Source organism: Blastococcus sp. CT_GayMR20 (assembly GCF_004570345.1).
In genome coordinates this window covers 1-25,681 of record NZ_SPQM01000067.1, presented here as the reverse complement: position 1 = coordinate 25,681, position 25,681 = coordinate 1, and the positions used below count along the sequence as shown (strand labels likewise).

The window sequence follows — 25,681 nt, the reverse complement described above, 5'->3', positions numbered from 1 at the left end:
GCCGGAGACGCCGTTGCGGACCGCCGTCCGCAGGCCGCCCACGGCTGCGGCGACGACGGGCGTGCCGCAGGCCTGCGCCTCGAGGGCTACGAGGCCGAAGGACTCGTTGTGGCTGGGGACGACGGCGACGTCCGCGGCCCGGTAGTGCTCGGCGAGCCGCTCCGCACGCTGGGGCGGGAAGAAGGTGACGACGTCGGCGATGCCGAGCGACCCGGCCAGCTTCTGCAGCTGTTCGGGTGCGTCGAGGCCGGAGCCGCTGGGGGCGCCGACCACGTGGACGCGGAGCCGGGGGCGCAGCTCCGGGTCGTCGGTGAGCAGCTGGGCGGCGGCATGCAGCAGGACGTCCGGCGCCTTGAGGGGCTGGATGCGGCCCACGAAGAGGAGGACGAGGGCGTCCTCGGGCAGGCCGACGGCGCGCCGGGCGGCGGCGCGGTCGCCGGGGCAGAACCGGTCGAGGTCGACGCCGGGCGGGACCACGAGGGTGCGTGCCGGGTCGGCGCCGTAGAGGCGGACCAGCTGCCGGGCCTCCTCGTCGGTGTTGGCGATCAGCCGGTCGGCTTCGGCGACGACCTGTTCCTCGCCGATGACTCGGGCGCGGGGCTCGGGCCGGTCGCCGTCCGCCAGCGCCTCGTTCTTGACCTTGGCGAGGGTGTGCGCGGTGTGGATGAGCGGCACGCTCCACCGGTCGCGGGCCAGCCAGCCGACCTGGCCGGACAGCCAGTAGTGGGAGTGGACGACGTCGTAGTAGCCCGGCTCGTGCTGGGCCTCCTCGCGCAGGACGGCGGCGGTGAAGGCGCAGAGCTGGGCGGGGAGCTCCTCCTTGCCGAGGCCCTCGAACGGGCCGGCGCTGACGTGGCGGACGGTCACGCCCGGGCTCATCTCGACGACCGGCGGGAGGTCGCTGGAGGTGGCGCGGGTGAAGATGTCGACCTCGATGCCGCGGGCCGCGAGCCGGCGGGACGCCTCGACGATGTAGACGTTCATGCCGCCGGCATCGCCGGCGCCGGGCTGGTCGAGCGGACTCGTGTGCACGGAGAGCGTTGCCACCCGCCGGGGCGCGCCGGGGCGGAAGGAACGCCGAACGGGCACAGCACGTCCTTCCGCTCGGTGGCTCTCCGGTTCCAGGGGCCGGTCCGCCCCTGACGACACTTCAATCCTGCAACAACGTCAGGATGGGGTTCATGCCCGGTACCCAGCGCCCCCACTCCCCGTCTCCGCGCACGCTGCCCGGCGCGGGTCGCACCGCCGTCGTCACCGGCGCCTCGAGCGGCATCGGCGCAGCAACGGCCACCCGGCTGGCCGAGGAGGGGTTCGACGTCGTCCTCGGCGCCCGGCGGATGGACCGGCTGACCGCCCTGGCCGAGGAGATCGGGGCGCGGGCGCTGCCGCTCGACCTGACCGATGCGTCGTCGGTCGCCGCGTTCGCGGACTCGCTGGAACGGGTGGACGTGCTGGTCAACAACGCGGGTGGGGCGTACGACGCCCTTCCCGTCGCCGAGGCGGACGTGGCTTCGTGGGCGCGGACCTACGAGGTCAACGTGCTCGGGACCGTGCGGCTGACCAAGGCGCTGCTGCCGGCGCTGCGGGCCTCCGGGGCGGGCGACGTCGTGTTCGTCGGCTCGACCGCCGGGCTGATCAGCTACGAGGGCGGGGCGTCGTACACGGCGGCCAAGCACGGGGTGCACACGCTGGCGGAGACACTGCGGCTGGAGCTCAACGGCGAGCCCGTGCGGGTGGTCGTGGTCGCGCCCGGGATGGTGCGCACCGAGGAGTTCTCCCTGAACCGGCTGGGCTCCGCGGACGCGGCGGACGCGGTCTACCGGGGCGTACGCGAGCCGCTGGTCGCCGAGGACGTCGCCGACTGCATCGCCTGGTCGATCACCCGCCCGCACCACGTGAACATCGACATGTTGGTGGTCCGCCCGCTGGCCCAGGCGGCCCAGCACAAGGTCGCGCGGGAGAGCTAGGGCCGCACCGCGGTCGGCTCGGGGACGAGGGTGACCCCGAACTGCTCCCGCACCGCGCCGATGATCGTGTCGGCGAACGCGAGCAGTTCGGCGGCCGTCGCGCCGGGTTCCGTCGTGAGGGCGAGGCTGTGGCGGGACGACGTCCCGACGTTCCCCTGCCTCGTGCCGCGGCCGAAGCCCGCGGACTGGACCAGCCACGCCGCACTCAACTTGAGGTGACCCTCCCCGGCCGGCCAGGCCGGGCACCCGTCGACCGCCTGAGCCGCCGGGACGATCGGGTTCGTGAAGAAGGAGCCGGCGCTGCGGCTGTCGGGATCGGCGGGGTCGAGGACCATGCCCTTGCCCCGACGGAGGCCGATCACCACGTCGCGGACGTCGGCCAGCGGCGCTGTCTCGCCCAGCTCGACGCCGAGCGTGCGAGCGAGCTCGGCGTAGCCCACCGGGCGGGAGAGCTTCCCCGGGTGGAGCGCGAACGTGACGTCGAGGACGACGAACCGGTCGGGGTCGCGCTTGAGCCGGCTGTCGCGGTAGGCGAAGCCGCACTCGTCGGGGCTGAGGATCCGCTCGGACTTCTCCGTGCGGTCGTAGACGCGGACCGCGGTGATGGTCTGGGCGACCTCCTGGCCGTACGCCCCGACGTTCTGCACCGGTGTCGCGCCCGTCGAGCCCGGGATCCCGGACAGCGCCTCCATACCGGCGAGGTCGTTCTCGACCGTGAAGGCGACGAGCTCGTCCCAGTCGTGCCCCGCCTGGACGGTGAGGGCGTTCCCGCTGCGCACGATCCCGCGGGTGCGGACAGCGACGACATCGCCCGGCCAGCCGTCGTCCGGCGCGACCACGTTGGAGCCTCCGCCCAGCACCAGGAGCGGTCGTCCCGCCTCGTCGGCGTCACGAACGGCGGCGACGAGTTCGTCGGCGTCCGTGACCTCGAGGAGGCGGTCGATCGGACCGCCGACGGCGAGGGTGGTGAGGTCCGCCAGCCGGACGTCGCGTCGAACCTGCACGACTCCACGCTAACCGGGACTATCCTCCGGACCGGTGAGCGAGGCCCGGAGGGACCACAAGGCACGCGCCTCGCTGTCCGCCGCTCCTCAGCGCAAGGCGCCGCGTCTGGCCGCCGGCCGGGCCCGGGCCCTCGGCCTGCCGACCCGCGGCACGACGAACGCCAACCGGCTGCGGCGCGTCGACCACTGGCTGCTCGCGACCCAGGTGCCGCGGCTGCGCGACTGCCCCCGTCCCCTCGTCGTCGACCTCGGGTACGGCTCCTCGGCGGTGACCACCCTGGAACTGGTCGACCGGCTCGGGCCCGAGGTGGACCGGCTCGAGGTGGTCGGTCTGGAGATCGACCCGGCGCGGGTTGCCGCGGTGGAGGCCGACCGCGATCCGCCGCGGGTGGACTTTCGGCTGGGTGGCTTCGAGCTCGCCGGCCTGCAGCCGGTGCTGGTACGCGCGTTCAACGTGCTGCGCCAGTACGACGAGGACTCCGCTGCCCGGGCGTGGGACACGATGCGCGCTTCCCTCGGCGCCGGTGGAGTCATCGTCGAGGGCACCTGCGACGAGTGGGGACGACGGTCGGCCTGGGTGGCCCTGGATGCCGCGGGTCCGCTGACGTTGACGCTGTCCACGCGGGTGGCCGACATCGCGAAGCCCTCCGACCTCGCCGAGCGCCTGCCCAAGGCCCTGATCCACCACAACGTGCCGGGGCAGCCGATCCACGAGTTCCTGCGCGCGTTCGACGGCGCGTGGGCGGCGGCCGCCGGACTCTCCACGTTCGGGCCGCGGCAGCGGTGGGTGGCGGCGGTCGAGTCGCTGGGGGCACAGGGCTGGCCACTCGTCGGGTCGACGAGGCGATGGCGGCACGGTGAGATCACGGTGCGATGGTCGGCCGTGGCACCGTGACCCGGCTCGCCGGTGAAGTGCTGCGTCAGCGCTGCATCGAGGCCGTCGTCGAAGAAGGCGAGCTGTTCGGCATCGTCTCCCAGCAGCTCGCAGCCGGGCCCACCCCGGCCACCGGCGGTCTCGACGCGCGCGTGCCGTGGGTCCCCGACTGGGCCGCCCGCGACCTCGTCGGGCACCTCGGCACCGTCCACCGCTGGGCAACGACGATCCTGCGGGCCGGCCACACCCAGCGACCGGCACCCGATGCGACCCGGACTCCGCCGCACGACGGCCTGATCGACTGGTACGCCGAGGGCCTGACGGAGCTGATCTCCACCCTGCGCACCACGCCGCCGGACGCCCCCGCCTGGCACATGAGCCCGACGGCCGAGAAGACCGCCGCCTCGTGGGCCCGGCGCCAGGCCCACGAACTCGTCGTCCACCGCATGGACCTCGAGGTCGCCGCCGGCCTGCCGCACAGTCCCGTCGACGCCGACCTGGCCGAGGACGGCGTCGACGAGCTCCTCACCGTCGTCGTCCCCCGCTGGGCGCACACCGAACCGCTGAGCACCGCACGCGCCACCGCCGCGGTCACCGCCACCGACACCCGCCGCACCTGGTCCCTCTCGGTCGACCGCGGCGCCGTGACGGTGCGGTCGGAACGGTCGGGCACCGAGGACGCCCACCTCCAGGGAGAGGCCCTCCAGTTGCTCCTCCGCCTCTGGGGCCGTCCCGCTGACGTCACCGTCGACGGCGACCCTGCGGCGGAAGCCCTGTTGCGCGGACGATGAGGACACCACCCGGTCCGACCTCCGTCACCGGTGGCACGGCCGAACTGCTCGCCGACGCCGACCGCGACGGCTCATGGATGCTCCTCGTCAACGGCACCCCGCAGTCCCACGTCGACCTCGAGGACCCCACGCACCTGGAGTTCGAGTACGTCCGCCGGATGGGGCACGTCCTCGACCTCGCCGCCGATCCCGCTGCGCCCCTCGACGTCCTCCACCTCGGCGGAGGCGCGCTGACCCTGCCCCGCTACGTCGCGGTCACCCGTCCCGGGTCGAGGCAACGGGTCGTCGAGTTCGACCAGCTCCTCACCGACCTGGTCCGCGAGTACCTCCCGTTGCCCCGGAACGCCCGCGTCCGCGTGCGCGCCGATGACGCCCGCGCCGGACTCGAGGCGCACCGCCCCGGCAGCGCGGACGTGATCATCACCGACGTCTTCGCCGGTGCACGCACCCCCGGGCACCTCACCAGCGCCGAGTTCGTGGCGGGCGTGCACCGCGTGCTGCGACCACAGGGCGCCTACACCGCCAACGTGGCGGACGGGCCGCCGCTGACGTTCGCCCGGGCCCAGGTCGCCACCCTGCGCTCGGTCTTCCGGCACGTCTGCCTGCTCGCCGAGCCGGGCACGCTCCGCGGCCGCCGCTTCGGCAACCTCGTGGCCGTCGCGTCCGACGCCGAACTGCCGATCGACGGCCTGCTGCGCGCCTGCGCGAAGGACCCGATGCCCTCGCGTGTCGTCCACGGCGCCGACCTCGACCGCTTCGCGGGCACGGCGCGTCCGGTGCAGGACGCCGACGCCGTCGACTCACCGGAGCCACCCGCCGGAGTGTTCGGCCGCTGAGGCTCAGTCCTCGAGCGCAGCGAGGAAGGCGTCCAGTGCCCGGTCGTCGAACAGCACGAACCGGACCTCCTGCACGTGCTCGACCGACGCTGCGCGCACCCCGGCCACCGCCTGCCGCGCCGCGTCGTCCAGAGGCCACCCGTAGACCCCCGCCGAGATGGCCGGGAAGGCCACCGAGTGCGCCCCGAGCCCGTCCGCGGCCCGCAGGCGCTCGGTGTAGCAGGAGCGGAGCACGGCCGAGTGGTCCCGGGTTGCCGACCAGATCGGCCCGGCCGTGTGCACCACCCACCGCGCGGGCAGCCGCCCCGCCGTCGTCGCCACGGCCTGTCCGCGCGGCAGCCGCGCGCCGGGCAGCCGCGACGCGATGGCCCGGCACTCCGCGAGGATCTCCGGGCCCCCGGCGCGGTGGATGGCCCCGTCTACGCCACCTCCACCGAGCAAGCCCGGATTGGCGGCGTTCACGATCACGTCGGTGTCGGCCTGCGTGATGTCGCCGCGCACCGCCCGCAGGTCCATGTCACGACCGTAGGGTCACGGGCATGACAGGGTCTGCGAGATGACGTCGCCCGCTCCGTACCGCCTCCGTCGCGACTCGCGCAACAAGGTGATCGCGGGGGTCTGCGCCGGCATCGCCCGGCGCTACGGCCTCTCCACCAGCGGTCTGCGCCTGGCGTTCGTGCTGTCGTGCGTCCTGCCGGGGCCGCAGTTCATCGCCTACATCCTGCTGTGGGTGCTGATCCCGGCGGACTGAGGGCTCAGCTCACCAGCTGTTGCCGCGGCGCAGTCCGCGCACGGCCGGACGCACGTCGACCAGGTACACGATCGCGGCGATCACGGCGGGCAGCCCCAGGAAGCTCATCGGCGTGAACCAGTAGACGACCGCGGCCGACAGGCCGGTGATCGCCGCCCAGCCGGGCTTGGTGAGCTTGCCTGCGGCCACGTAACCGGCGGCAGGTCGGATGAGGGCATCGACGAAGGCCCACAGAGTCAGCGCCAGGGCACCGTAGTAGAGGGCGCTGTACACCCAGAAGTCGAACTGCCCCATGGCGCGAGCGTACCCGCCTCAGCCCACGGATCCGGGGAGAACGAGGGGCGAGCCCACCCGGAAGGGGCCAGGGGACGCGACAAGGCCCCGGAGCGCGAAAGCAGCTCCGGGGCCCTGGTCGTTGCGACGCCGGGACGTCAGTTCTTCTTGGCAGGCACCGCGGTCGGGTTGGCCGGCTTGGCGGTGCGGGCGCGGGTCACGCGCGCCGAGGCGGCCTTGGCCGGAGCCTTGCGGGCGGCCGGGCTGCTCTTCTTCGCGGGGGCCGGCTTGGCCGGGGCGGCGGCCTTGACGGTGGTCGACGTGGCCGGCTTCGGGGCCTCGACGACCTTCTCCGCGTTCGCCTTGGTGGTCTCGGCGGCGTCCTCGATCTTGTTCTCTGCCTTGGCCGCGACCTTGGTCGCCTTCGCAGCGGTCTTCTGCGCGATGGAGGTCACCTCGTTGGAGGCCTCGACGACGGCCTCGGCCGTGTCCTCGAGAACGTCCTCGAGGGTGTCCTCGACGGCGTCGACCGCCCGCTCGGCACGACGGACGACCTTGCGGAAAGCGGGCTGACGGCGCAGGTCCTCGACGACCTCGGCGCCACGCTCGGCCAGCGTCCCGACGGTGGCGACCGCCTGGGTGCGGGCGGTCTCGACCAGGCCGGCGACGGTGCTCTTCAGCGTCTCCGGACGGACGGCGACGGCGAGCTGCTGAGCCGTGGTGCGGGCGTTGCCGGCGGCCTCGGTGGCCCGGGTGCGGGCCTCCTTGACGGCCAGGTCGGCCTGGACCTGGGCCTCGCCCGGCAGGGCCAGCACCGAAGAAGCGGCCTTGGACCGGAACTGCCCGAGCGCGGTCCTGGCGCGCTCGACGGCCAGGTCACCGGCGCCGATGACGGCGAGGTTCAGGGTCTTGTAGGTGGAGACGGCGGTCTCGCCGTACTGCTTCACGGTCTGCGTGGTGGTCATGCTGACTCCTGGGAGGTCGGGGTGGTGGCTGCGGCGTGGGAAGAGGTCTGGGCTGCGGCCCGGTGCTCACGGACGTAGGTCTCGTAGAGCTCGAGCAGGACCGCCTTGTGGCGCTCGGACAGGGCGTCGTCCGACCGGATCGCCGCCACGGTGTCCGGGTTACCGGACCGCCGGTCGAGGATCCCCGCCTGCTCGTAGAGCGATTCGGCGGAGATCTTCAGGCCCCTGGCGATCGACGCGAGGATCTCCGCTGACGGCTTCCGGAGCCCCCGCTCCACCTGGGACAGGTACGGGTTGCTGACGCCGGCGGTGCGGGCCAGCTCGCGCAGCGACACCCGGGCAGCGCTGCGCTGCTCGCGGATGAAGTCGCCCACCTGGGAACTCACCGCCGCGACGCTGGGCGCCTCGGCGACCGACTCCGCCACGCTGCCGGCGACCCTGTCCACCTTCTCGCGGACCGTCGTCACCTGCTCACGGACGAACTCACTGGGCGTCTGCACGGGTACGACCGTAGTCGGGGGTGCTAGCAACTGCAAGCGGAGCTGCTAGCAGATCGGCGTGAAGCCGGTCACACGCGAAGGTGCAGGTCAGCCACGCAGGAGCGGAGCGGGACAGACCTCACCGACCACTCCTTCACCACCGGAGACAGGCGTCCGCAACCACGGAGCAAGCACGTCCTCGGGCATGCCGAGCCGCAGCAGGCCGGCGCACAGCGCCGGTGTGCGTCCCCGGTCACCGCCGTCATCCACCTTGAGCGCCACGGCACCGCGGCCCGGCAGCGCTGCGACGTGGACGCCGTCAGCGCCGCACTTGGCCAACAGCCCGGGCACCGCCGTCATGAGGCCGGTGTCCTCGTGGCCGGTACCGGCCACGAACCACGGGTGCGCACGCATCGCATCGGCCACCGACCGCTCCGGTGACCCCTCCTGTGCCTCCACCAGCGAGAGCACCCCGCGGGCCAGACCCGTCACCGACAGCGCGTGCTGCGGGGCGCCGCACCCGTCGACGACGACCGCCGTCACCGGCTCCTCCGCCGCCTCGGCCAGCCGCGCCTCGATCGCCTGCTGCAGCGGGTGGTCGCGCTCCAGGTAGCCGGACGTCGGCCAGCCGGCCGCGACGCAGGCCGACAGCATCGCCGCGTGCTTGCCCGAGCAGTTCATCGCCAGTCGTTCCGGCGCCCGGCCCGCGACGATCCATTCCGACTCCGTGCCGATGTGCTGCGGCAGGGCCGGCGGGCAACCGAGGTCGTCGGGGCCGAGCCCCACGGCCGTGAGCATCCCCGCGGCGACCTGCCGGTGGCGGTCCTCCCCGTTGTGCGAGCCGGCCCCGATCGCCAGTTCCTGCGCCGACCGCGGCGACCAGCCGGCCGCCAGCAGTGCCGTGGCCTGCACCGGCTTGTTCGACGACCGCGGCAGCACCGGCCGGTCGACGGCACCGGCCGCGAAGGTCACCGCACCGTCGGCATCCAGGACGACGAGCGATCCGCGGTGCGCCGACTCGAGGAAGCCCGAGCGCCAGACCTCGACGAGGACAGGGTTGTCGGGCCAGTCGCCGGTCAGTGCCGGCCCTCGTCGGCCAGCAGCTGGGCCACGTCGGCCTCGCCGTCGCGGTAGCGGCGGCCCAGCTCGGCGGCGAGACCGTCCATCACCTGCTGCACCCCGCGCCGACGCTCCGACAGGTTGAGCTCCGCCTCCGCCAGCGCCCGCGCGGCCTTCTCCAGCTTCGCGTCGCTGAGGTCGGAGATCGCCGACAGGTCGATCCCGCCGGTCAGGGAGTTCACCCAGGACTCGTACTCCTCGGGCGCGTGCGGTTGCACGGTCTGGTGGCGGCCCAGCCCGTGGGCGGGCCCCCGGCCCTTCTCCGAGAGGATCTCCGGCAGCAGGTCGACCAGCGACCGGCCGTCGTGCTCCGACCGGCGCTGCAGCTCGCGGCGGACGATGTCCAGCCGGCCCTGGAGGAGCCGCCGGGTGTAGGAGAGGTTGACCTCCTGCTGCTCGGCCTCACGACGGAGCAGGCGCACCTCGCTCATCGGCTGCGTCGTCGCGTTCTCGAGGAAGGCGGGCTCGAGGAGCGCGTCGACGGCGGCACCCCCGGCGGGAGCAGGCTTGGGGCTCACGATTACTCCTCGATTCCCAGGAAGCGGCGGGCGTCGTCGGTACTCATCGGCGGGCGCTGGGCGATGCGGGCGAGACCGGCCGCGCGCGCGACCAGCTGGGCGTTGTCGCGCACCGGCTCGCCGGGAGCGTAGGTCAGCGTGTCCTCCATGCCCACCCGCAGGTGACCGCCGGCCGACAGCGCGCCGAGCATCACCGGCAGCGACGTCCGTCCGACGCCGGTCGCGGCGAACGTGGCACCGGGCGGCAGGTGCGGCAGGCACGCGGCGAGCGCCTGCGTCGTCCCGGGCATGCCGCCCGGGACCCCCATGACGAAGTCGACGTGCACGTGCCCGCCGTGCGGCAGTCCGTACTTGTCCAGCAGCCGGGTCAGGGTGGCCAGCTGACCGAGGTCGAAGACCTCGTACTCCGGCACGATCCGCCGCTGCTGCATCTGCGTGTGCAGTTCGACGATCAGGTCCCAGGGGTTGGCGAAGACGTCCCGGCCGAAGTTCACCGTGCCGAGCGTCAGCGACGCCGCGTCCGGCTCCGCGTCGAGGACGGCGAGCCGCGCGTCGAAGGTGTCGGTCACCGCTCCACCGCTGGACAGCTGGACGACGAGATCGGTCGACTCCCGCACCGCGCCGACGACCTCGCGCACCCGGCCGAGGTCGAGCGTCGGCTTCGTGTCCTCGTCGCGCACGTGCAGGTGGATGACCGAGGCACCGATCGCCTGGCAGTCCTTCGCCGTCGCCGCGACCTCCTCCACCGTCACCGGCAGCGCGGGGACGTCGGCCTTCGCCGACTCGGCTCCCGTCGGCGCGACCGTGATGAGGGTGCTGGACGTCACCGGCCGATCGTCGCAGACCGGACCGCCCGCACCCGCTCCCGGGCTGCTGTGTCCACCGGCGGGGCCGCTCCGTCGCCGGGGTCGATCGAGGCCGTGGAGCCGGCGACCGCCAGGCCCGTACCCGGCTGGACGGACTGCTTCACCAGCGCGAGCGCGATGACGCCCAGCTCGTGGTGCCTGACGACGCTGCCCACGCGGCCGACCTCGCGTGTCCCGGCCAGCACCGGCGTACCGGGCTCGGCCAGCACCTCGCTGACGCCGTCCAGGTGCAGCAGCACCAGCCGCCGCGGCGGCCGGCCGAGGTTGTGCACCCGCGCCACGGTCTCCTGGCCGCGGTAGCAGCCCTTGTCCAGGTGGACGGCGGTGCGCAGCCACTCCAGCTCGTTGGGGATCGTCCGGTGGTCGCTGTCCACGCCCAGGCGCGGCCGGCGGGCCTCCACCCGCAGCGCCTCGTACGCCTGGATACCCGCCGGAGCCGCGCCCGCGGCCAGCAGGCGATCGGCCACCGCTGCGAGCCCGCTCCTCGGCACGACCAGGTCGACCACCGGAGCGCCGTCCCCGATCGTCGGCATGCGGCGGGCGAAGCCGCTGTCGAGGGCCCTGATCCCGTACGGAGCGACCGGCACCGGTAGCTGCGCCGCGGTCAGGACGTCGTCCGCCTTCGGGCCGACCAGGCTCAGCACGGCCCACTGATCGGTCACCAGCTCCGGCTCGACCCGGAGCATGAACCGCATCTTCTGCAGGAACGCCTCCAGCGCCGGTCCCGTCCCGGGCTCCACGTCCGCCCACGTCGTGCCGGTGAGGTCGGCCAGGACCAGGTGGTGCTCGACGTGCCCGTGGGGCGAGAGCACCAGCGCCTCGCTGCCCGTGCTGTCGGCGAGGCGGTCCAGGTGCTGGCTGGTCAGGTTGTGCAGCCAGGAGAGCCGGTCGGCGCCGGGGACGGCGAGGACGTCGCGGTCGCTGCGGTCGACCAGCCCCGCATCCTCGGCCAGCCGCCGCTGCTCGCGGAGCGGGTCGCCGTAGTGGACGGCGATGGAGCCGCCCTCGACGGCGACCGCGCCGGGCAGCGAGAGAAGGGGGGACGTCATGGGGAGTGCTCCGATCCGGCTCGTTCGCGGCACGCGCGGCACGTTCCGGAGAGCGCGACGTGACCCACGTCCACGGTGAAACCCAGTTCGGCCGCCAGACGTTCCGCCGCGCCGTCCAGGAGGTCCGGCGCGACCGAGGAGACCTCACCGCAGGCCTGGCAGACGACGTGCAGGTGCGGGTGCTCGGCCGAGTGGTAGACCGGCGCCCCCTTGCCCAGGTGGGTGTGCCAGACCAGCCCCAGCCGCTCGAGCAGCTCGAGGTTGCGGTAGACGGTCGAGGTGTCGGGAGGGGCGCCGCCCGGGCCGGCCTCGTCGCGCAGCCGCGCCCCGATCGCCTCGGGGGTGGCGTGCTCGAGGGAGCTGACCGCGGCGAGCACGCGTTCGCGTTGCGGGGTCAGGCGCAGGCCGCGCGCCCGCAGCCGCTCGGCCAGCGGCTGGGCCTGCGACGACACAGCACCGTGCTCGTCTCCCACGCATCGAGCGTAAACCTGGGCGTACGGCAGGCTGGGCCCGTGAGCGATCTGCGCAGGGTGGCGGTCTGGCGGGACGGCGCGGCGGTGGCCGCGTCCGCCGACGAACCGGTGGTGTCGGCCTTCGACCTCGGCCTCGGCCGGGGGGACGGCGTCTTCGAGTCCGTGGACGTCGTGGACGGCGGAACCCCGTGGCTCGCCGCCCACCTGGACCGGCTCGCCCGCTCGGCGGCGCTGCTGGAGCTCGCCGACCCGGGCGAGCGGGTCTGGCGCGCGCTCCTGGCCGCCGTGCTCACCGACTGGCCCTCCGGCGAGGAGGGCGTCTGCCGGATCTACCTCACCCGCGGGCTCAGTCCCGACGAGACCCCGACCGCGCTCGCCCTGCTCTCCCCCGTCCCCGCGGAGACCGTGCGGCAGCGGGTCGAGGGCATCTCCGTCGTCAGCCTCGGCCTCGGCGTCCCGGCCGACTTCCGGGCCGGCGCCCCGTGGCTGCTCGGCGGGGCGAAGACGCTCTCGTACGCGGTCAACATGGCGGCCCAGCGGCACGCCCACACGCTCGGTGCCGACGACGTCGTCTTCACCTCGCTCGAGGGGCGGCTGCTGGAGGGGCCCACCTCGACCGTGGTCTGGGCGAGCGGCGGAACGCTGCACACCCCGCCGGTGGAGACCGGCATCCTGCCCGGCACGACGATGGCCCGGCTGTTCGATCGTGCCGCGTCCGACGGGTGGCCCACGGCGGTCACCGTCGGAACGGTGGCCGACCTGCACGCCGCCGACGCCGTCTGGCTGCTGCGTGGTCACGGGGGCGGCTCCAGGGGTCGACGAGGACGTTGCCGACCAGACTTCCCGGCGCACCGGGCCCCACGTTAGCGGGCGAGAAGGTCCCGTACCCGCGCGGAGAGGCCGTCGTCACCGCGCGCGACGCCGTCCAGGGTGTGCACAGTGGCCGCCCCCCGGACGCCCGACAGCAGCCAGACGGCGTCGGCGGCGTGCAGGTCGGCCACCGTTCCGACGGTGACCGCCGTGGGCCACCCGTCGGACGCGGCACGATCGAACAGCCGGGCCATCGTCGTGCCGGGCAGGATGCCGGTCTCCACCGGCGGGGTGTGCAGCGTTCCGCCGCTCGCCCAGACCACGGTCGAGGTGGGCCCCTCCAGCAGCCGCCCCTCGAGCGAGGTGAAGACGACGTCGTCGGCACCGAGCGTGTGGGCGTGCCGCTGGGCCGCCATGTTGACCGCGTACGAGAGCGTCTTCGCCCCGCCGAGCAGCCACGGGGCGCCGGCCCGGAAGTCGGCCGGGACGCCGAGGCCGAGGCTGACGACGGAGATGCCCTCGACCCGCTGCCGCACGGTCTCCGCGGGGACGGGGGAGAGCAGGGCGAGCGCGGTCGGGGTCTCGTCGGGACTGAGCCCGCGGGTGAGGTAGATCCGGCAGACGCCCTCCTCGCCGGAGGGCCAGTCGGTGAGCACGGCGGCCAGGAGCGCGCGCCAGACCCGCTCGCCCGGGTCGGCGAGCTCCAGCAGCGCCGCCGAGCGGGCGAGCCGGTCCAGGTGGGCGGCGAGCCACGGGGTTCCGCCGTCCACGACGTCCACGGACTCGAAGACGCCGTCCCCCCGGCCGAGGCCGAGGTCGAAGGCCGACACCACCGGTTCGTCGGCGGACGCGGCCACCGCCGCGCCGTCCCGCCAGACCGCCACCCTGCGCAGATCGCTCACGGGCCCAGCCTGCCGTACGCCCAGGTTTACGCTCGATGCGTGGGAGACGAGCACGGTGCTGTGTCGTCGCAGGCCCAGCCGCTGGCCGAGCGGCTGCGGGCGCGCGGCCTGCGCCTGACCCCGCAACGCGAACGCGTGCTCGCCGCGGTCAGCTCCCTCGAGCACGCCACCCCCGAGGCGATCGGGGCGCGGCTGCGCGACGAGGCCGGCCCGGGCGGCGCCCCTCCCGACACCTCGACCGTCTACCGCAACCTCGAGCTGCTCGAGCGGCTGGGGCTGGTCTGGCACACCCACCTGGGCAAGGGGGCGCCGGTCTACCACTCGGCCGAGCACCCGCACCTGCACGTCGTCTGCCAGGCCTGCGGTGAGGTCTCCTCGGTCGCGCCGGACCTCCTGGACGGCGCGGCGGAACGTCTGGCGGCCGAACTGGGTTTCACCGTGGACGTGGGTCACGTCGCGCTCTCCGGAACGTGCCGCGCGTGCCGCGAACGAGCCGGATCGGAGCACTCCCCATGACGTCCCCCCTTCTCTCGCTGCCCGGCGCGGTCGCCGTCGAGGGCGGCTCCATCGCCGTCCACTACGGCGACCCGCTCCGCGAGCAGCGGCGGCTGGCCGAGGATGCGGGGCTGGTCGACCGCAGCGACCGCGACGTCCTCGCCGTCCCCGGCGCCGACCGGCTCTCCTGGCTGCACAACCTGACCAGCCAGCACCTGGACCGCCTCGCCGACAGCACGGGCAGCGAGGCGCTGGTGCTCTCGCCCCACGGGCACGTCGAGCACCACCTGGTCCTGGCCGACCTCACCGGCACGACGTGGGCGGACGTGGAGCCCGGGACGGGACCGGCGCTGGAGGCGTTCCTGCAGAAGATGCGGTTCATGCTCCGGGTCGAGCCGGAGCTGGTGACCGATCAGTGGGCCGTGCTGAGCCTGGTCGGCCCGAAGGCGGACGACGTCCTGACCGCGGCGCAGCTACCGGTGCCGGTCGCTCCGTACGGGATCAGGGCCCTCGACAGCGGCTTCGCCCGCCGCATGCCGACGATCGGGGACGGCGCTCCGGTGGTCGACCTGGTCGTGCCGAGGAGCGGGCTCGCAGCGGTGGCCGATCGCCTGCTGGCCGCGGGCGCGGCTCCGGCGGGTATCCAGGCGTACGAGGCGCTGCGGGTGGAGGCCCGCCGGCCGCGCCTGGGCGTGGACAGCGACCACCGGACGATCCCCAACGAGCTGGAGTGGCTGCGCACCGCCGTCCACCTGGACAAGGGCTGCTACCGCGGCCAGGAGACCGTGGCGCGGGTGCACAACCTCGGCCGGCCGCCGCGGCGGCTGGTGCTGCTGCACCTGGACGGCGTCAGCGAGGTGCTGGCCGAGCCCGGTACGCCGGTGCTGGCCGGGACACGCGAGGTCGGCCGCGTGGGCAGCGTCGTCAGGCACCACGAGCTGGGCGTCATCGCGCTCGCGCTGGTGAAGCAGTCCGTCCAGCCGGGTACGGGCCTGGCGGTCGCCGGCTCCACGGCCTCGATCGACCCCGGCGACGGAGCGGCCCCGCCGGTGGACACAGCAGCCCGGGAGCGGGTGCGGGCGGTCCGGTCTGCGACGATCGGCCGGTGACGTCCAGCACCCTCATCACGGTCGCGCCGACGGGAGCCGAGTCGGCGAAGGCCGACGTCCCCGCGCTGCCGGTGACGGTGGAGGAGGTCGCGGCGACGGCGAAGGACTGCCAGGCGATCGGTGCCTCGGTCATCCACCTGCACGTGCGCGACGAGGACACGAAGCCGACGCTCGACCTCGGCCGGGTGCGCGAGGTCGTCGGCGCGGTGCGGGAGTCGACCGATCTCGTCGTCCAGCTGTCCAGCGGTGGAGCGGTGACCGACACCTTCGACGCGCGGCTCGCCGTCCTCGACGCGGAGCCGGACGCGGCGTCGCTGACGCTCGGCACGGTGAACTTCGGCCGGGACGTCTTCGCCAACCCCTGGGACCTGATCGTCGAACTGCACACGCAGATGCAGCAGCGGCGGATCGTGCCGGAGTACGAGGTCTTCGACCTCGGTCAGCTGGCCACCCTGACCCGGCTGCTGGACAAGTACGGACTGCCGCACGGCGGGCACGTGCACGTCGACTTCGTCATGGGGGTCCCGGGCGGCATGCCCGGGACGACGCAGGCGCTCGCCGCGTGCCTGCCGCACCTGCCGCCCGGTGCCACGTTCGCCGCGACCGGCGTCGGACGGACGTCGCTGCCGGTGATGCTCGGCGCGCTGTCGGCCGGCGGTCACCTGCGGGTGGGCATGGAGGACACGCTGACCTACGCTCCCGGCGAGCCGGTGCGCGACAACGCCCAGCTGGTCGCGCGCGCGGCCGGTCTCGCCCGCATCGCCCAGCGCCCGCCGATGAGTACCGACGACGCCCGCCGCTTCCTGGGAATCGAGGAGTAATCGTGAGCCCCAAGCCTGCTCCCGCCGGGGGTGCCGCCGTCGACGCGCTCCTCGAGCCCGCCTTCCTCGAGAACGCGACGACGCAGCCGATGAGCGAGGTGCGCCTGCTCCGTCGTGAGGCCGAGCAGCAGGAGGTCAACCTCTCCTACACCCGGCGGCTCCTCCAGGGCCGGCTGGACATCGTCCGCCGCGAGCTGCAGCGCCGGTCGGAGCACGACGGCCGGTCGCTGGTCGACCTGCTGCCGGAGATCCTCTCGGAGAAGGGCCGGGGGCCCGCCCACGGGCTGGGCCGCCACCAGACCGTGCAACCGCACGCGCCCGAGGAGTACGAGTCCTGGGTGAACTCCCTGACCGGCGGGATCGACCTGTCGGCGATCTCCGACCTCAGCGACGCGAAGCTGGAGAAGGCCGCGCGGGCGCTGGCGGAGGCGGAGCTCAACCTGTCGGAGCGTCGGCGCGGGGTGCAGCAGGTGATGGACGGTCTCGCCGCCGAGCTGGGCCGCCGCTACCGCGACGGCGAGGCCGACGTGGCCCAGCTGCTGGCCGACGAGGGCCGGCACTGACCGGCGACTGGCCCGACAACCCTGTCCTCGTCGAGGTCTGGCGCTCGGGCTTCCTCGAGTCGGCGCACCGCGGATCGCTCGTCGTCCTGGATGCCGACGGTGCGGTGACCTTCGCGGCCGGTGCCGTCGACCGGCCGGTGCTGCCGCGGTCGTCGAACAAGCCGGTGCAGGCCACGGCACTGCTGGCGGCCGGCTGGTCGCCGCGGTCGGCGCAGGAACTGGCGATCGGGGCCGGCTCGCACAACGGGGAGGACCGCCACCGGCAGGTCGCCGCGGGGATGCTCACGGCCGTGGGGCTCGGCCCCGACGACCTCGGTTGCCCGCCGGCCCTGCCGCAGCACATCGGCACGGAGTCGGAATGGATCGTCGCGGGCCGGGCGCCGGAACGACTGGCGATGAACTGCTCGGGCAAGCACGCGGCGATGCTGTCGGCCTGCGTCGCGGCCGGCTGGCCGACGTCCGGCTACCTGGAGCGCGACCACCCGCTGCAGCAGGCGATCGAGGCGCGGCTGGCCGAGGCGGCGGAGGAGCCGGTGACGGCGGTCGTCGTCGACGGGTGCGGCGCCCCGCAGCACGCGCTGTCGGTGACGGGTCTGGCCCGCGGGGTGCTCTCGCTGGTGGAGGCACAGGAGGGGTCACCGGAGCGGTCGGTGGCCGATGCGATGCGTGCGCACCCGTGGTTCGTGGCCGGTACCGGCCACGAGGACACCGGCCTCATGACGGCGGTGCCCGGGCTGTTGGCCAAGTGCGGCGCTGACGGCGTCCACGTCGCAGCGCTGCCGGGCCGCGGTGCCGTGGCGCTCAAGGTGGATGACGGCGGTGACCGGGGACGCACACCGGCGCTGTGCGCCGGCCTGCTGCGGCTCGGCATGCCCGAGGACGTGCTTGCTCCGTGGTTGCGGACGCCTGTCTCCGGTGGTGAAGGAGTGGTCGGTGAGGTCTGTCCCGCTCCGCTCCTGCGTGGCTGACCTGCACCTTCGCGTGTGACCGGCTTCACGCCGATCTGCTAGCAGCTCCGCTTGCAGTTGCTAGCACCCCCGACTACGGTCGTACCCGTGCAGACGCCCAGTGAGTTCGTCCGTGAGCAGGTGACGACGGTCCGCGAGAAGGTGGACAGGGTCGCCGGCAGCGTGGCGGAGTCGGTCGCCGAGGCGCCCAGCGTCGCGGCGGTGAGTTCCCAGGTGGGCGACTTCATCCGCGAGCAGCGCAGCGCTGCCCGGGTGTCGCTGCGCGAGCTGGCCCGCACCGCCGGCGTCAGCAACCCGTACCTGTCCCAGGTGGAGCGGGGGCTCCGGAAGCCGTCAGCGGAGATCCTCGCGTCGATCGCCAGGGGCCTGAAGATCTCCGCCGAATCGCTCTACGAGCAGGCGGGGATCCTCGACCGGCGGTCCGGTAACCCGGACACCGTGGCGGCGATCCGGTCGGACGACGCCCTGTCCGAGCGCCACAAGGCGGTCCTGCTCGAGCTCTACGAGACCTACGTCCGTGAGCACCGGGCCGCAGCCCAGACCTCTTCCCACGCCGCAGCCACCACCCCGACCTCCCAGGAGTCAGCATGACCACCACGCAGACCGTGAAGCAGTACGGCGAGACCGCCGTCTCCACCTACAAGACCCTGAACCTCGCCGTCATCGGCGCCGGTGACCTGGCCGTCGAGCGCGCCAGGACCGCGCTCGGGCAGTTCCGGTCCAAGGCCGCTTCTTCGGTGCTGGCCCTGCCGGGCGAGGCCCAGGTCCAGGCCGACCTGGCCGTCAAGGAGGCCCGCACCCGGGCCACCGAGGCCGCCGGCAACGCCCGCACCACGGCTCAGCAGCTCGCCGTCGCCGTCCGTCCGGAGACGCTGAAGAGCACCGTCGCCGGCCTGGTCGAGACCGCCCGCACCCAGGCGGTCGCCACCGTCGGGACGCTGGCCGAGCGTGGCGCCGAGGTCGTCGAGGACCTGCGCCGTCAGCCCGCTTTCCGCAAGGTCGTCCGTCGTGCCGAGCGGGCGGTCGACGCCGTCGAGGACACCCTCGAGGACGTTCTCGAGGACACGGCCGAGGCCGTCGTCGAGGCCTCCAACGAGGTGACCTCCATCGCGCAGAAGACCGCTGCGAAGGCGACCAAGGTCGCGGCCAAGGCAGAGAACAAGATCGAGGACGCCGCCGAGACCACCAAGGCGAACGCGGAGAAGGTCGTCGAGGCCCCGAAGCCGGCCACGTCGACCACCGTCAAGGCCGCCGCCCCGGCCAAGCCGGCCCCCGCGAAGAAGAGCAGCCCGGCCGCCCGCAAGGCTCCGGCCAAGGCCGCCTCGGCGCGCGTGACCCGCGCCCGCACCGCCAAGCCGGCCAACCCGACCGCGGTGCCTGCCAAGAAGAACTGACGTCCCGGCGTCGCAACGACCAGGGCCCCGGAGCTGCTTTCGCGCTCCGGGGCCTTGTCGCGTCCCCTGGCCCCTTCCGGGTGGGCTCGCCCCTCGTTCTCCCCGGATCCGTGGGCTGAGGCGGGTACGCTCGCGCCATGGGGCAGTTCGACTTCTGGGTGTACAGCGCCCTCTACTACGGTGCCCTGGCGCTGACTCTGTGGGCCTTCGTCGATGCCCTCATCCGACCTGCCGCCGGTTACGTGGCCGCAGGCAAGCTCACCAAGCCCGGCTGGGCGGCGATCACCGGCCTGTCGGCCGCGGTCGTCTACTGGTTCACGCCGATGAGCTTCCTGGGGCTGCCCGCCGTGATCGCCGCGATCGTGTACCTGGTCGACGTGCGTCCGGCCGTGCGCGGACTGCGCCGCGGCAACAGCTGGTGAGCTGAGCCCTCAGTCCGCCGGGATCAGCACCCACAGCAGGATGTAGGCGATGAACTGCGGCCCCGGCAGGACGCACGACAGCACGAACGCCAGGCGCAGACCGCTGGTGGAGAGGCCGTAGCGCCGGGCGATGCCGGCGCAGACCCCCGCGATCACCTTGTTGCGCGAGTCGCGACGGAGGCGGTACGGAGCGGGCGACGTCATCTCGCAGACCCTGTCATGCCCGTGACCCTACGGTCGTGACATGGACCTGCGGGCGGTGCGCGGCGACATCACGCAGGCCGACACCGACGTGATCGTGAACGCCGCCAATCCGGGCTTGCTCGGTGGAGGTGGCGTAGACGGGGCCATCCACCGCGCCGGGGGCCCGGAGATCCTCGCGGAGTGCCGGGCCATCGCGTCGCGGCTGCCCGGCGCGCGGCTGCCGCGCGGACAGGCCGTGGCGACGACGGCGGGGCGGCTGCCCGCGCGGTGGGTGGTGCACACGGCCGGGCCGATCTGGTCGGCAACCCGGGACCACTCGGCCGTGCTCCGCTCCTGCTACACCGAGCGCCTGCGGGCCGCGGACGGGCTCGGGGCGCACTCGGTGGCCTTCCCGGCCATCTCGGCGGGGGTCTACGGGTGGCCTCTGGACGACGCGGCGCGGCAGGCGGTGGCCGGGGTGCGCGCAGCGTCGGTCGAGCACGTGCAGGAGGTCCGGTTCGTGCTGTTCGACGACCGGGCACTGGACGCCTTCCTCGCTGCGCTCGAGGACTGAGCCTCAGCGGCCGAACACTCCGGCGGGTGGCTCCGGTGAGTCGACGGCGTCGGCGTCCTGCACCGGACGCGCCGTGCCCGCGAAGCGGTCGAGGTCGGCGCCGTGGACGACACGCGAGGGCATCGGGTCCTTCGCGCAGGCGCGCAGCAGGCCGTCGATCGGCAGTTCGGCGTCGGACGCGACGGCCACGAGGTTGCCGAAGCGGCGGCCGCGGAGCGTGCCCGGCTCGGCGAGCAGGCAGACGTGCCGGAAGACCGAGCGCAGGGTGGCGACCTGGGCCCGGGCGAACGTCAGCGGCGGCCCGTCCGCCACGTTGGCGGTGTAGGCGCCCTGTGGTCGCAGCACGCGGTGCACGCCCGCCACGAACTCGGCGCTGGTGAGGTGCCCGGGGGTGCGTGCACCGGCGAAGACGTCGGTGATGATCACGTCCGCGCTGCCGGGGCGGTGCGCCTCGAGTCCGGCGCGGGCGTCATCGGCGCGCACGCGGACGCGGGCGTTCCGGGGCAACGGGAGGTACTCGCGGACCAGGTCGGTGAGGAGCTGGTCGAACTCGACGACCCGTTGCCTCGACCCGGGACGGGTGACCGCGACGTAGCGGGGCAGGGTCAGCGCGCCTCCGCCGAGGTGGAGGACGTCGAGGGGCGCAGCGGGATCGGCGGCGAGGTCGAGGACGTGCCCCATCCGGCGGACGTACTCGAACTCCAGGTGCGTGGGGTCCTCGAGGTCGACGTGGGACTGCGGGGTGCCGTTGACGAGGAGCATCCATGAGCCGTCGCGGTCGGCGTCGGCGAGCAGTTCGGCCGTGCCACCGGTGACGGAGGTCGGACCGGGTGGTGTCCTCATCGTCCGCGCAACAGGGCTTCCGCCGCAGGGTCGCCGTCGACGGTGACGTCAGCGGGACGGCCCCAGAGGCGGAGGAGCAACTGGAGGGCCTCTCCCTGGAGGTGGGCGTCCTCGGTGCCCGACCGTTCCGACCGCACCGTCACGGCGCCGCGGTCGACCGAGAGGGACCAGGTGCGGCGGGTGTCGGTGGCGGTGACCGCGGCGGTGGCGCGTGCGGTGCTCAGCGGTTCGGTGTGCGCCCAGCGGGGGACGACGACGGTGAGGAGCTCGTCGACGCCGTCCTCGGCCAGGTCGGCGTCGACGGGACTGTGCGGCAGGCCGGCGGCGACCTCGAGGTCCATGCGGTGGACGACGAGTTCGTGGGCCTGGCGCCGGGCCCACGAGGCGGCGGTCTTCTCGGCCGTCGGGCTCATGTGCCAGGCGGGGGCGTCCGGCGGCGTGGTGCGCAGGGTGGAGATCAGCTCCGTCAGGCCCTCGGCGTACCAGTCGATCAGGCCGTCGTGCGGCGGAGTCCGGGTCGCATCGGGTGCCGGTCGCTGGGTGTGGCCGGCCCGCAGGATCGTCGTTGCCCAGCGGTGGACGGTGCCGAGGTGCCCGACGAGGTCGCGGGCGGCCCAGTCGGGGACCCACGGCACGCGCGCGTCGAGACCGCCGGTGGCCGGGGTGGGCCCGGCTGCGAGCTGCTGGGAGACGATGCCGAACAGCTCGCCTTCTTCGACGACGGCCTCGATGCAGCGCTGACGCAGCACTTCACCGGCGAGCCGGGTCACGGTGCCACGGCCGACCATCGCACCGTGATCTCACCGTGCCGCCATCGCCTCGTCGACCCGACGAGTGGCCAGCCCTGTGCCCCCAGCGACTCGACCGCCGCCACCCACCGCTGCCGCGGCCCGAACGTGGAGAGTCCGGCGGCCGCCGCCCACGCGCCGTCGAACGCGCGCAGGAACTCGTGGATCGGCTGCCCCGGCACGTTGTGGTGGATCAGGGCCTTGGGCAGGCGCTCGGCGAGGTCGGAGGGCTTCGCGATGTCGGCCACCCGCGTGGACAGCGTCAACGTCAGCGGACCCGCGGCATCCAGGGCCACCCAGGCCGACCGTCGTCCCCACTCGTCGCAGGTGCCCTCGACGATGACTCCACCGGCGCCGAGGGAAGCGCGCATCGTGTCCCACGCCCGGGCAGCGGAGTCCTCGTCGTACTGGCGCAGCACGTTGAACGCGCGTACCAGCACCGGCTGCAGGCCGGCGAGCTCGAAGCCACCCAGCCGAAAGTCCACCCGCGGCGGATCGCGGTCGGCCTCCACCGCGGCAACCCGCGCCGGGTCGATCTCCAGACCGACCACCTCGAGCCGGTCCACCTCGGGCCCGAGCCGGTCGACCAGTTCCAGGGTGGTCACCGCCGAGGAGCCGTACCCGAGGTCGACGACGAGGGGACGGGGGCAGTCGCGCAGCCGCGGCACCTGGGTCGCGAGCAGCCAGTGGTCGACGCGCCGCAGCCGGTTGGCGTTCGTCGTGCCGCGGGTCGGCAGGCCGAGGGCCCGGGCCCGGCCGGCGGCCAGACGCGGCGCCTTGCGCTGAGGAGCGGCGGACAGCGAGGCGCGTGCCTTGTGGTCCCTCCGGGCCTCGCTCACCGGTCCGGAGGATAGTCCCGGTTAGCGTGGAGTCGTGCAGGTTCGACGCGACGTCCGGCTGGCGGACCTCACCACCCTCGCCGTCGGCGGTCCGATCGACCGCCTCCTCGAGGTCACGGACGCCGACGAACTCGTCGCCGCCGTTCGTGACGCCGACGAGGCGGGACGACCGCTCCTGGTGCTGGGCGGAGGCTCCAACGTGGTCGCGCCGGACGACGGCTGGCCGGGCGATGTCGTCGCTGTCCGCACCCGCGGGATCGTGCGCAGCGGGAACGCCCTCACCGTCCAGGCGGGGCACGACTGGGACGAGCTCGTCGCCTTCACGGTCGAGAACGACCTCGCCGGTATGGAGGCGCTGTCCGGGATCCCGGGCTCGACGGGCGCGACACCGGTGCAGAACGTCGGGGCGTACGGCCAGGAGGTCGCCCAGACCATCACCGCGGTCCGCGTCTACGACCGCACGGAGAAGTCCGAGCGGATCCTCAGCCCCGACGAGTGCGGCTTCGCCTACCGCGACAGCCGGCTCAAGCGCGACCCCGACCGGTTCGTCGTCCTCGACGTCACGTTCGCGCTCCACCCGGGGAAGCTCTCCCGCCCGGTGGGCTACGCCGAGCTCGCTCGCACGCTCGGCGTCGAGCTGGGCGAGACAGCGCCGCTGGCCGACGTCCGCGACGTGGTGATCGGCCTCCGTCGGGGCAAGGGCATGGTCCTCGACCCCGCCGATCCCGACAGCCGCAGCGCCGGCTCCTTCTTCACGAACCCGATCGTCCCGGCGGCTCAGGCGGTCGACGGGTGCCCGGCCTGGCCGGCCGGGGAGGGTCACCTCAAGTTGAGTGCGGCGTGGCTGGTCCAGTCCGCGGGCTTCGGCCGCGGCACGAGGCAGGGGAACGTCGGGACGTCGTCCCGCCACAGCCTCGCCCTCACGACGGAACCCGGCGCGACGGCCGCCGAACTGCTCGCGTTCGCCGACACGATCATCGGCGCGGTGCGGGAGCAGTTCGGGGTCACCCTCGTCCCCGAGCCGACCGCGGTGCGGCCCTAGCTCTCCCGCGCGACCTTGTGCTGGGCCGCCTGGGCCAGCGGGCGGACCACCAACATGTCGATGTTCACGTGGTGCGGGCGGGTGATCGACCAGGCGATGCAGTCGGCGACGTCCTCGGCGACCAGCGGCTCGCGTACGCCCCGGTAGACCGCGTCCGCCGCGTCCGCGGAGCCCAGCCGGTTCAGGGAGAACTCCTCGGTGCGCACCATCCCGGGCGCGACCACGACCACCCGCACGGGCTCGCCGTTGAGCTCCAGCCGCAGTGTCTCCGCCAGCGTGTGCACCCCGTGCTTGGCCGCCGTGTACGACGCCCCGCCCTCGTAGCTGATCAGCCCGGCGGTCGAGCCGACGAACACGACGTCGCCCGCCCCGGAGGCCCGCAGCGCCGGCAGCAGCGCCTTGGTCAGCCGCACGGTCCCGAGCACGTTGACCTCGTAGGTCCGCGCCCACGAAGCCACGTCCGCCTCGGCGACGGGAAGGGCGTCGTACGCCCCACCCGCGTTGTTGACCAGCACGTCCACCCGTTCCAGCGAGTCCGCGAACGCGGCGACCGACGACGCATCGGTCAGGTCGAGCGGCAGCGCCCGCGCCCCGATCTCCTCGGCCAGGGCGGTCAGCCGGTCCATCCGCCGGGCGCCGAGGACGACGTCGAACCCCTCCTCGGCCAGCCGGGTGGCCGTTGCTGCGCCGATGCCGCTCGAGGCGCCGGTGACGACGGCGGTGCGACCCGCGCCGGGCAGCGTGCGCGGAGACGGGGAGTGGGGGCGCTGGGTACCGGGCATGAACCCCATCCTGACGTTGTTGCAGGATTGAAGTGTCGTCAGGGGCGGACCGGCCCCTGGAACCGGAGAGCCACCGAGCGGAAGGACGTGCTGTGCCCGTTCGGCGTTCCTTCCGCCCCGGCGCGCCCCGGCGGGTGGCAACGCTCTCCGTGCACACGAGTCCGCTCGACCAGCCCGGCGCCGGCGATGCCGGCGGCATGAACGTCTACATCGTCGAGGCGTCCCGCCGGCTCGCGGCCCGCGGCATCGAGGTCGACATCTTCACCCGCGCCACCTCCAGCGACCTCCCGCCGGTCGTCGAGATGAGCCCGGGCGTGACCGTCCGCCACGTCAGCGCCGGCCCGTTCGAGGGCCTCGGCAAGGAGGAGCTCCCCGCCCAGCTCTGCGCCTTCACCGCCGCCGTCCTGCGCGAGGAGGCCCAGCACGAGCCGGGCTACTACGACGTCGTCCACTCCCACTACTGGCTGTCCGGCCAGGTCGGCTGGCTGGCCCGCGACCGGTGGAGCGTGCCGCTCATCCACACCGCGCACACCCTCGCCAAGGTCAAGAACGAGGCGCTGGCGGACGGCGACCGGCCCGAGCCCCGCGCCCGAGTCATCGGCGAGGAACAGGTCGTCGCCGAAGCCGACCGGCTGATCGCCAACACCGACGAGGAGGCCCGGCAGCTGGTCCGCCTCTACGGCGCCGACCCGGCACGCACCCTCGTGGTCCCGCCCGGCGTCGACCTCGACCGGTTCTGCCCCGGCGACCGCGCCGCCGCCCGGCGCGCCGTCGGCCTGCCCGAGGACGCCCTCGTCCTCCTCTTCGTGGGCCGCATCCAGCCCCTCAAGGCGCCGGACGTCCTGCTGCATGCCGCCGCCCAGCTGCTCACCGACGACCCGGAGCTGCGCCCCCGGCTCCGCGTCCACGTGGTCGGCGCCCCCAGCGGCTCCGGCCTCGACGCACCCGAACAGCTGCAGAAGCTGGCCGGGTCGCTCGGCATCGCCGACGTCGTCACCTTCTTCCCGCCCCAGCGTGCGGAGCGGCTCGCCGAGCACTACCGGGCCGCGGACGTCGCCGTCGTCCCCAGCCACAACGAGTCCTTCGGCCTCGTAGCCCTCGAGGCGCAGGCCTGCGGCACGCCCGTCGTCGCCGCAGCCGTGGGCGGCCTGCGGACGGCGGTCCGCAACGGCGTCTCCGGC

General features: G+C 73.9%; 34 protein-coding genes. 17 read left to right on the top strand and 17 right to left on the bottom strand.

Annotation, left to right across the window (positions count from 1 at the left end):
* A partial coding sequence (gene mshA / locus E4P40_RS15740) for a D-inositol-3-phosphate glycosyltransferase (protein WP_245160371.1) occupies window positions 1-1,089 on the bottom strand: 1,089 nt, incomplete at its 3' end.
* A gap of 92 nt (window positions 1,090-1,181) precedes the next feature.
* Here mshA (E4P40_RS15740) and E4P40_RS15735 point away from each other — a divergent pair.
* Window positions 1,182-1,967: an SDR family oxidoreductase gene (locus E4P40_RS15735; protein ID WP_135159453.1), complete on the top strand. Its 786-nt coding sequence runs from the start codon at window positions 1,182-1,184 to the stop codon at window positions 1,965-1,967.
* On the opposite strand, the gene E4P40_RS15730 is transcribed toward E4P40_RS15735, so the two are convergent.
* Window positions 1,964-2,971: a UDP-N-acetylmuramate dehydrogenase gene (locus E4P40_RS15730; RefSeq protein WP_135159454.1), complete on the bottom strand. Its 1,008-nt coding sequence runs from the start codon at window positions 2,969-2,971 to the stop codon at window positions 1,964-1,966. The two genes, E4P40_RS15735 and E4P40_RS15730, sit on opposite strands and share 4 nt — an antisense overlap.
* Window positions 2,972-3,005: 34 nt before the next feature.
* Between E4P40_RS15730 and E4P40_RS15725 the strand changes: the two genes are divergently transcribed.
* Genes E4P40_RS15725 through E4P40_RS15715 form a run of 3 tightly spaced genes read left to right on the top strand, consistent with a single transcriptional unit; the run spans window position 3,006 to window position 5,472 of the window.
* The gene (locus tag E4P40_RS15725; RefSeq protein ID WP_135159455.1) at window positions 3,006-3,866 is read left to right on the top strand and encodes a class I SAM-dependent methyltransferase; all 861 of its coding nucleotides are present in this window, start codon (window positions 3,006-3,008) and stop codon (window positions 3,864-3,866) included.
* Window positions 3,863-4,636: a maleylpyruvate isomerase family mycothiol-dependent enzyme gene (locus E4P40_RS15720; protein WP_167762256.1), complete on the top strand. Its 774-nt coding sequence runs from the start codon at window positions 3,863-3,865 to the stop codon at window positions 4,634-4,636. Before E4P40_RS15725 ends, E4P40_RS15720 begins: the two co-directional genes overlap by 4 nt.
* Window positions 4,633-5,472 (top strand): fused MFS/spermidine synthase, encoded by an 840-nt coding sequence (locus E4P40_RS15715; RefSeq protein WP_135159457.1) that lies wholly within the window; start codon window positions 4,633-4,635, stop codon window positions 5,470-5,472. The genes E4P40_RS15720 and E4P40_RS15715 overlap by 4 nt, the downstream gene beginning before the upstream one ends.
* A gap of 3 nt (window positions 5,473-5,475) precedes the next feature.
* On the opposite strand, the gene E4P40_RS15710 is transcribed toward E4P40_RS15715, so the two are convergent.
* The gene (locus E4P40_RS15710; RefSeq protein ID WP_135159458.1) at window positions 5,476-5,988 is read right to left on the bottom strand and encodes an O-acetyl-ADP-ribose deacetylase; all 513 of its coding nucleotides are present in this window, start codon (window positions 5,986-5,988) and stop codon (window positions 5,476-5,478) included.
* A 40-nt stretch (window positions 5,989-6,028) separates the two neighbouring features.
* Here E4P40_RS15710 and E4P40_RS15705 point away from each other — a divergent pair, with 40 nt between their 5' ends.
* Window positions 6,029-6,223, top strand: coding sequence for a PspC domain-containing protein (locus tag E4P40_RS15705; RefSeq protein WP_135159459.1), 195 nt, complete (start codon window positions 6,029-6,031; stop codon window positions 6,221-6,223).
* A 9-nt stretch (window positions 6,224-6,232) separates the two neighbouring features.
* On the opposite strand, the gene E4P40_RS15700 is transcribed toward E4P40_RS15705, so the two are convergent.
* From E4P40_RS15700 to E4P40_RS15665, 8 genes are all read right to left on the bottom strand, one after another.
* Window positions 6,233-6,517 (bottom strand): DUF2516 family protein, encoded by a 285-nt coding sequence (locus E4P40_RS15700; RefSeq protein WP_135159460.1) that lies wholly within the window; start codon window positions 6,515-6,517, stop codon window positions 6,233-6,235.
* A 137-nt stretch (window positions 6,518-6,654) separates the two neighbouring features.
* Entirely contained in the window at window positions 6,655-7,461 is an 807-nt protein-coding gene (locus tag E4P40_RS15695; protein WP_135159461.1) for a hypothetical protein, read from the bottom strand.
* On the bottom strand, window positions 7,458-7,961 hold the full coding sequence (locus E4P40_RS15690; RefSeq protein ID WP_135159462.1) for a helix-turn-helix transcriptional regulator: 504 nt from the start codon (window positions 7,959-7,961) through the stop codon (window positions 7,458-7,460). The genes E4P40_RS15695 and E4P40_RS15690 overlap by 4 nt, the downstream gene beginning before the upstream one ends.
* Window positions 7,962-8,048: 87 nt before the next feature.
* Window positions 8,049-9,020, bottom strand: a complete 972-nt coding sequence (locus E4P40_RS15685; RefSeq protein ID WP_135159463.1) for an asparaginase — start codon at window positions 9,018-9,020, stop codon at window positions 8,049-8,051.
* On the bottom strand, window positions 9,017-9,577 hold the full coding sequence (locus E4P40_RS15680) for an aerial mycelium formation protein (RefSeq protein WP_135159464.1): 561 nt from the start codon (window positions 9,575-9,577) through the stop codon (window positions 9,017-9,019). Before E4P40_RS15680 ends, E4P40_RS15685 begins: the two co-directional genes overlap by 4 nt.
* Before the next feature lie 2 nt (window positions 9,578-9,579).
* Window positions 9,580-10,404 carry a 3-keto-5-aminohexanoate cleavage protein gene (locus E4P40_RS15675; RefSeq protein WP_135159465.1) on the bottom strand — a complete coding sequence of 275 codons (825 nt, stop codon included), beginning with the start codon at window positions 10,402-10,404 and terminating at the stop codon, window positions 9,580-9,582.
* Entirely contained in the window at window positions 10,401-11,492 is a 1,092-nt protein-coding gene (locus E4P40_RS15670) for a glycine cleavage T C-terminal barrel domain-containing protein (protein ID WP_135159466.1), read from the bottom strand. Before E4P40_RS15670 ends, E4P40_RS15675 begins: the two co-directional genes overlap by 4 nt.
* Complete coding sequence (locus E4P40_RS15665) at window positions 11,489-11,965, bottom strand: Fur family transcriptional regulator (protein ID WP_135159467.1); 477 nt, start codon at window positions 11,963-11,965, stop codon at window positions 11,489-11,491. The genes E4P40_RS15670 and E4P40_RS15665 overlap by 4 nt, the downstream gene beginning before the upstream one ends.
* A 39-nt stretch (window positions 11,966-12,004) precedes the next feature.
* On the opposite strand from E4P40_RS15665, the gene E4P40_RS15660 reads away from it, so the two are divergent.
* Entirely contained in the window at window positions 12,005-12,832 is an 828-nt protein-coding gene (locus tag E4P40_RS15660; protein ID WP_135159469.1) for an aminotransferase class IV, read from the top strand.
* On the opposite strand, the gene E4P40_RS15655 is transcribed toward E4P40_RS15660, so the two are convergent.
* A complete protein-coding gene (locus E4P40_RS15655; protein WP_135159468.1) occupies window positions 12,829-13,677 on the bottom strand; it encodes an aminotransferase class IV in 849 nt (282 codons plus the stop codon). The two genes, E4P40_RS15660 and E4P40_RS15655, sit on opposite strands and share 4 nt — an antisense overlap.
* Window positions 13,678-13,716: 39 nt before the next feature.
* Here E4P40_RS15655 and E4P40_RS15650 point away from each other — a divergent pair, with 39 nt between their 5' ends.
* The 8 genes from E4P40_RS15650 (at window position 13,717) to E4P40_RS15615 (ending at window position 19,449) form a co-directional block, all read left to right on the top strand.
* Complete coding sequence (locus E4P40_RS15650) at window positions 13,717-14,193, top strand: Fur family transcriptional regulator (RefSeq protein WP_135159467.1); 477 nt, start codon at window positions 13,717-13,719, stop codon at window positions 14,191-14,193.
* A complete protein-coding gene (locus E4P40_RS15645; protein WP_135159466.1) occupies window positions 14,190-15,281 on the top strand; it encodes a glycine cleavage T C-terminal barrel domain-containing protein in 1,092 nt (363 codons plus the stop codon). The genes E4P40_RS15650 and E4P40_RS15645 overlap by 4 nt, the downstream gene beginning before the upstream one ends.
* A complete protein-coding gene (locus tag E4P40_RS15640; protein ID WP_135159465.1) occupies window positions 15,278-16,102 on the top strand; it encodes a 3-keto-5-aminohexanoate cleavage protein in 825 nt (274 codons plus the stop codon). The genes E4P40_RS15645 and E4P40_RS15640 overlap by 4 nt, the downstream gene beginning before the upstream one ends.
* Window positions 16,103-16,104: 2 nt before the next feature.
* Window positions 16,105-16,665, top strand: a complete 561-nt coding sequence (locus E4P40_RS15635) for an aerial mycelium formation protein (RefSeq protein WP_135159464.1) — start codon at window positions 16,105-16,107, stop codon at window positions 16,663-16,665.
* A complete protein-coding gene (locus tag E4P40_RS15630) occupies window positions 16,662-17,633 on the top strand; it encodes an asparaginase (RefSeq protein WP_135159463.1) in 972 nt (323 codons plus the stop codon). Before E4P40_RS15635 ends, E4P40_RS15630 begins: the two co-directional genes overlap by 4 nt.
* A gap of 87 nt (window positions 17,634-17,720) precedes the next feature.
* Window positions 17,721-18,224: a helix-turn-helix transcriptional regulator gene (locus E4P40_RS15625; protein WP_135159462.1), complete on the top strand. Its 504-nt coding sequence runs from the start codon at window positions 17,721-17,723 to the stop codon at window positions 18,222-18,224.
* On the top strand, window positions 18,221-19,027 hold the full coding sequence (locus E4P40_RS15620; RefSeq protein WP_135159461.1) for a hypothetical protein: 807 nt from the start codon (window positions 18,221-18,223) through the stop codon (window positions 19,025-19,027). Before E4P40_RS15625 ends, E4P40_RS15620 begins: the two co-directional genes overlap by 4 nt.
* Window positions 19,028-19,164: 137 nt before the next feature.
* Window positions 19,165-19,449, top strand: coding sequence for a DUF2516 family protein (locus tag E4P40_RS15615; protein WP_135159460.1), 285 nt, complete (start codon window positions 19,165-19,167; stop codon window positions 19,447-19,449).
* Window positions 19,450-19,458: 9 nt separating this feature from the next.
* Here E4P40_RS15615 and E4P40_RS15610 read toward each other — a convergent pair whose 3' ends face one another.
* On the bottom strand, window positions 19,459-19,653 hold the full coding sequence (locus E4P40_RS15610; RefSeq protein WP_135159459.1) for a PspC domain-containing protein: 195 nt from the start codon (window positions 19,651-19,653) through the stop codon (window positions 19,459-19,461).
* Between the two features lie 40 nt (window positions 19,654-19,693).
* Between E4P40_RS15610 and E4P40_RS15605 the strand changes: the two genes are divergently transcribed.
* A complete protein-coding gene (locus tag E4P40_RS15605; protein ID WP_135159458.1) occupies window positions 19,694-20,206 on the top strand; it encodes an O-acetyl-ADP-ribose deacetylase in 513 nt (170 codons plus the stop codon).
* A 3-nt stretch (window positions 20,207-20,209) separates the two neighbouring features.
* Here E4P40_RS15605 and E4P40_RS15600 read toward each other — a convergent pair whose 3' ends face one another.
* From E4P40_RS15600 to E4P40_RS15590, 3 genes are read right to left on the bottom strand one after another with little or no spacing between them, the layout of a single operon-like run.
* Window positions 20,210-21,049: a fused MFS/spermidine synthase gene (locus E4P40_RS15600; protein ID WP_135159457.1), complete on the bottom strand. Its 840-nt coding sequence runs from the start codon at window positions 21,047-21,049 to the stop codon at window positions 20,210-20,212.
* On the bottom strand, window positions 21,046-21,819 hold the full coding sequence (locus tag E4P40_RS15595) for a maleylpyruvate isomerase family mycothiol-dependent enzyme (RefSeq protein ID WP_167762256.1): 774 nt from the start codon (window positions 21,817-21,819) through the stop codon (window positions 21,046-21,048). Before E4P40_RS15595 ends, E4P40_RS15600 begins: the two co-directional genes overlap by 4 nt.
* Window positions 21,816-22,676, bottom strand: a complete 861-nt coding sequence (locus tag E4P40_RS15590) for a class I SAM-dependent methyltransferase (protein ID WP_135159455.1) — start codon at window positions 22,674-22,676, stop codon at window positions 21,816-21,818. Before E4P40_RS15590 ends, E4P40_RS15595 begins: the two co-directional genes overlap by 4 nt.
* A gap of 34 nt (window positions 22,677-22,710) precedes the next feature.
* Here E4P40_RS15590 and E4P40_RS15585 point away from each other — a divergent pair, with 34 nt between their 5' ends.
* The gene (locus E4P40_RS15585; RefSeq protein WP_135159454.1) at window positions 22,711-23,718 is read left to right on the top strand and encodes a UDP-N-acetylmuramate dehydrogenase; all 1,008 of its coding nucleotides are present in this window, start codon (window positions 22,711-22,713) and stop codon (window positions 23,716-23,718) included.
* On the opposite strand, the gene E4P40_RS15580 is transcribed toward E4P40_RS15585, so the two are convergent.
* Window positions 23,715-24,500, bottom strand: coding sequence for an SDR family oxidoreductase (locus E4P40_RS15580; protein WP_135159453.1), 786 nt, complete (start codon window positions 24,498-24,500; stop codon window positions 23,715-23,717). The two genes, E4P40_RS15585 and E4P40_RS15580, sit on opposite strands and share 4 nt — an antisense overlap.
* Before the next feature lie 92 nt (window positions 24,501-24,592).
* Here E4P40_RS15580 and mshA (E4P40_RS15575) point away from each other — a divergent pair.
* A partial coding sequence (gene mshA / locus E4P40_RS15575) for a D-inositol-3-phosphate glycosyltransferase (protein WP_245160371.1) occupies window positions 24,593-25,681 on the top strand: 1,089 nt, incomplete at its 3' end.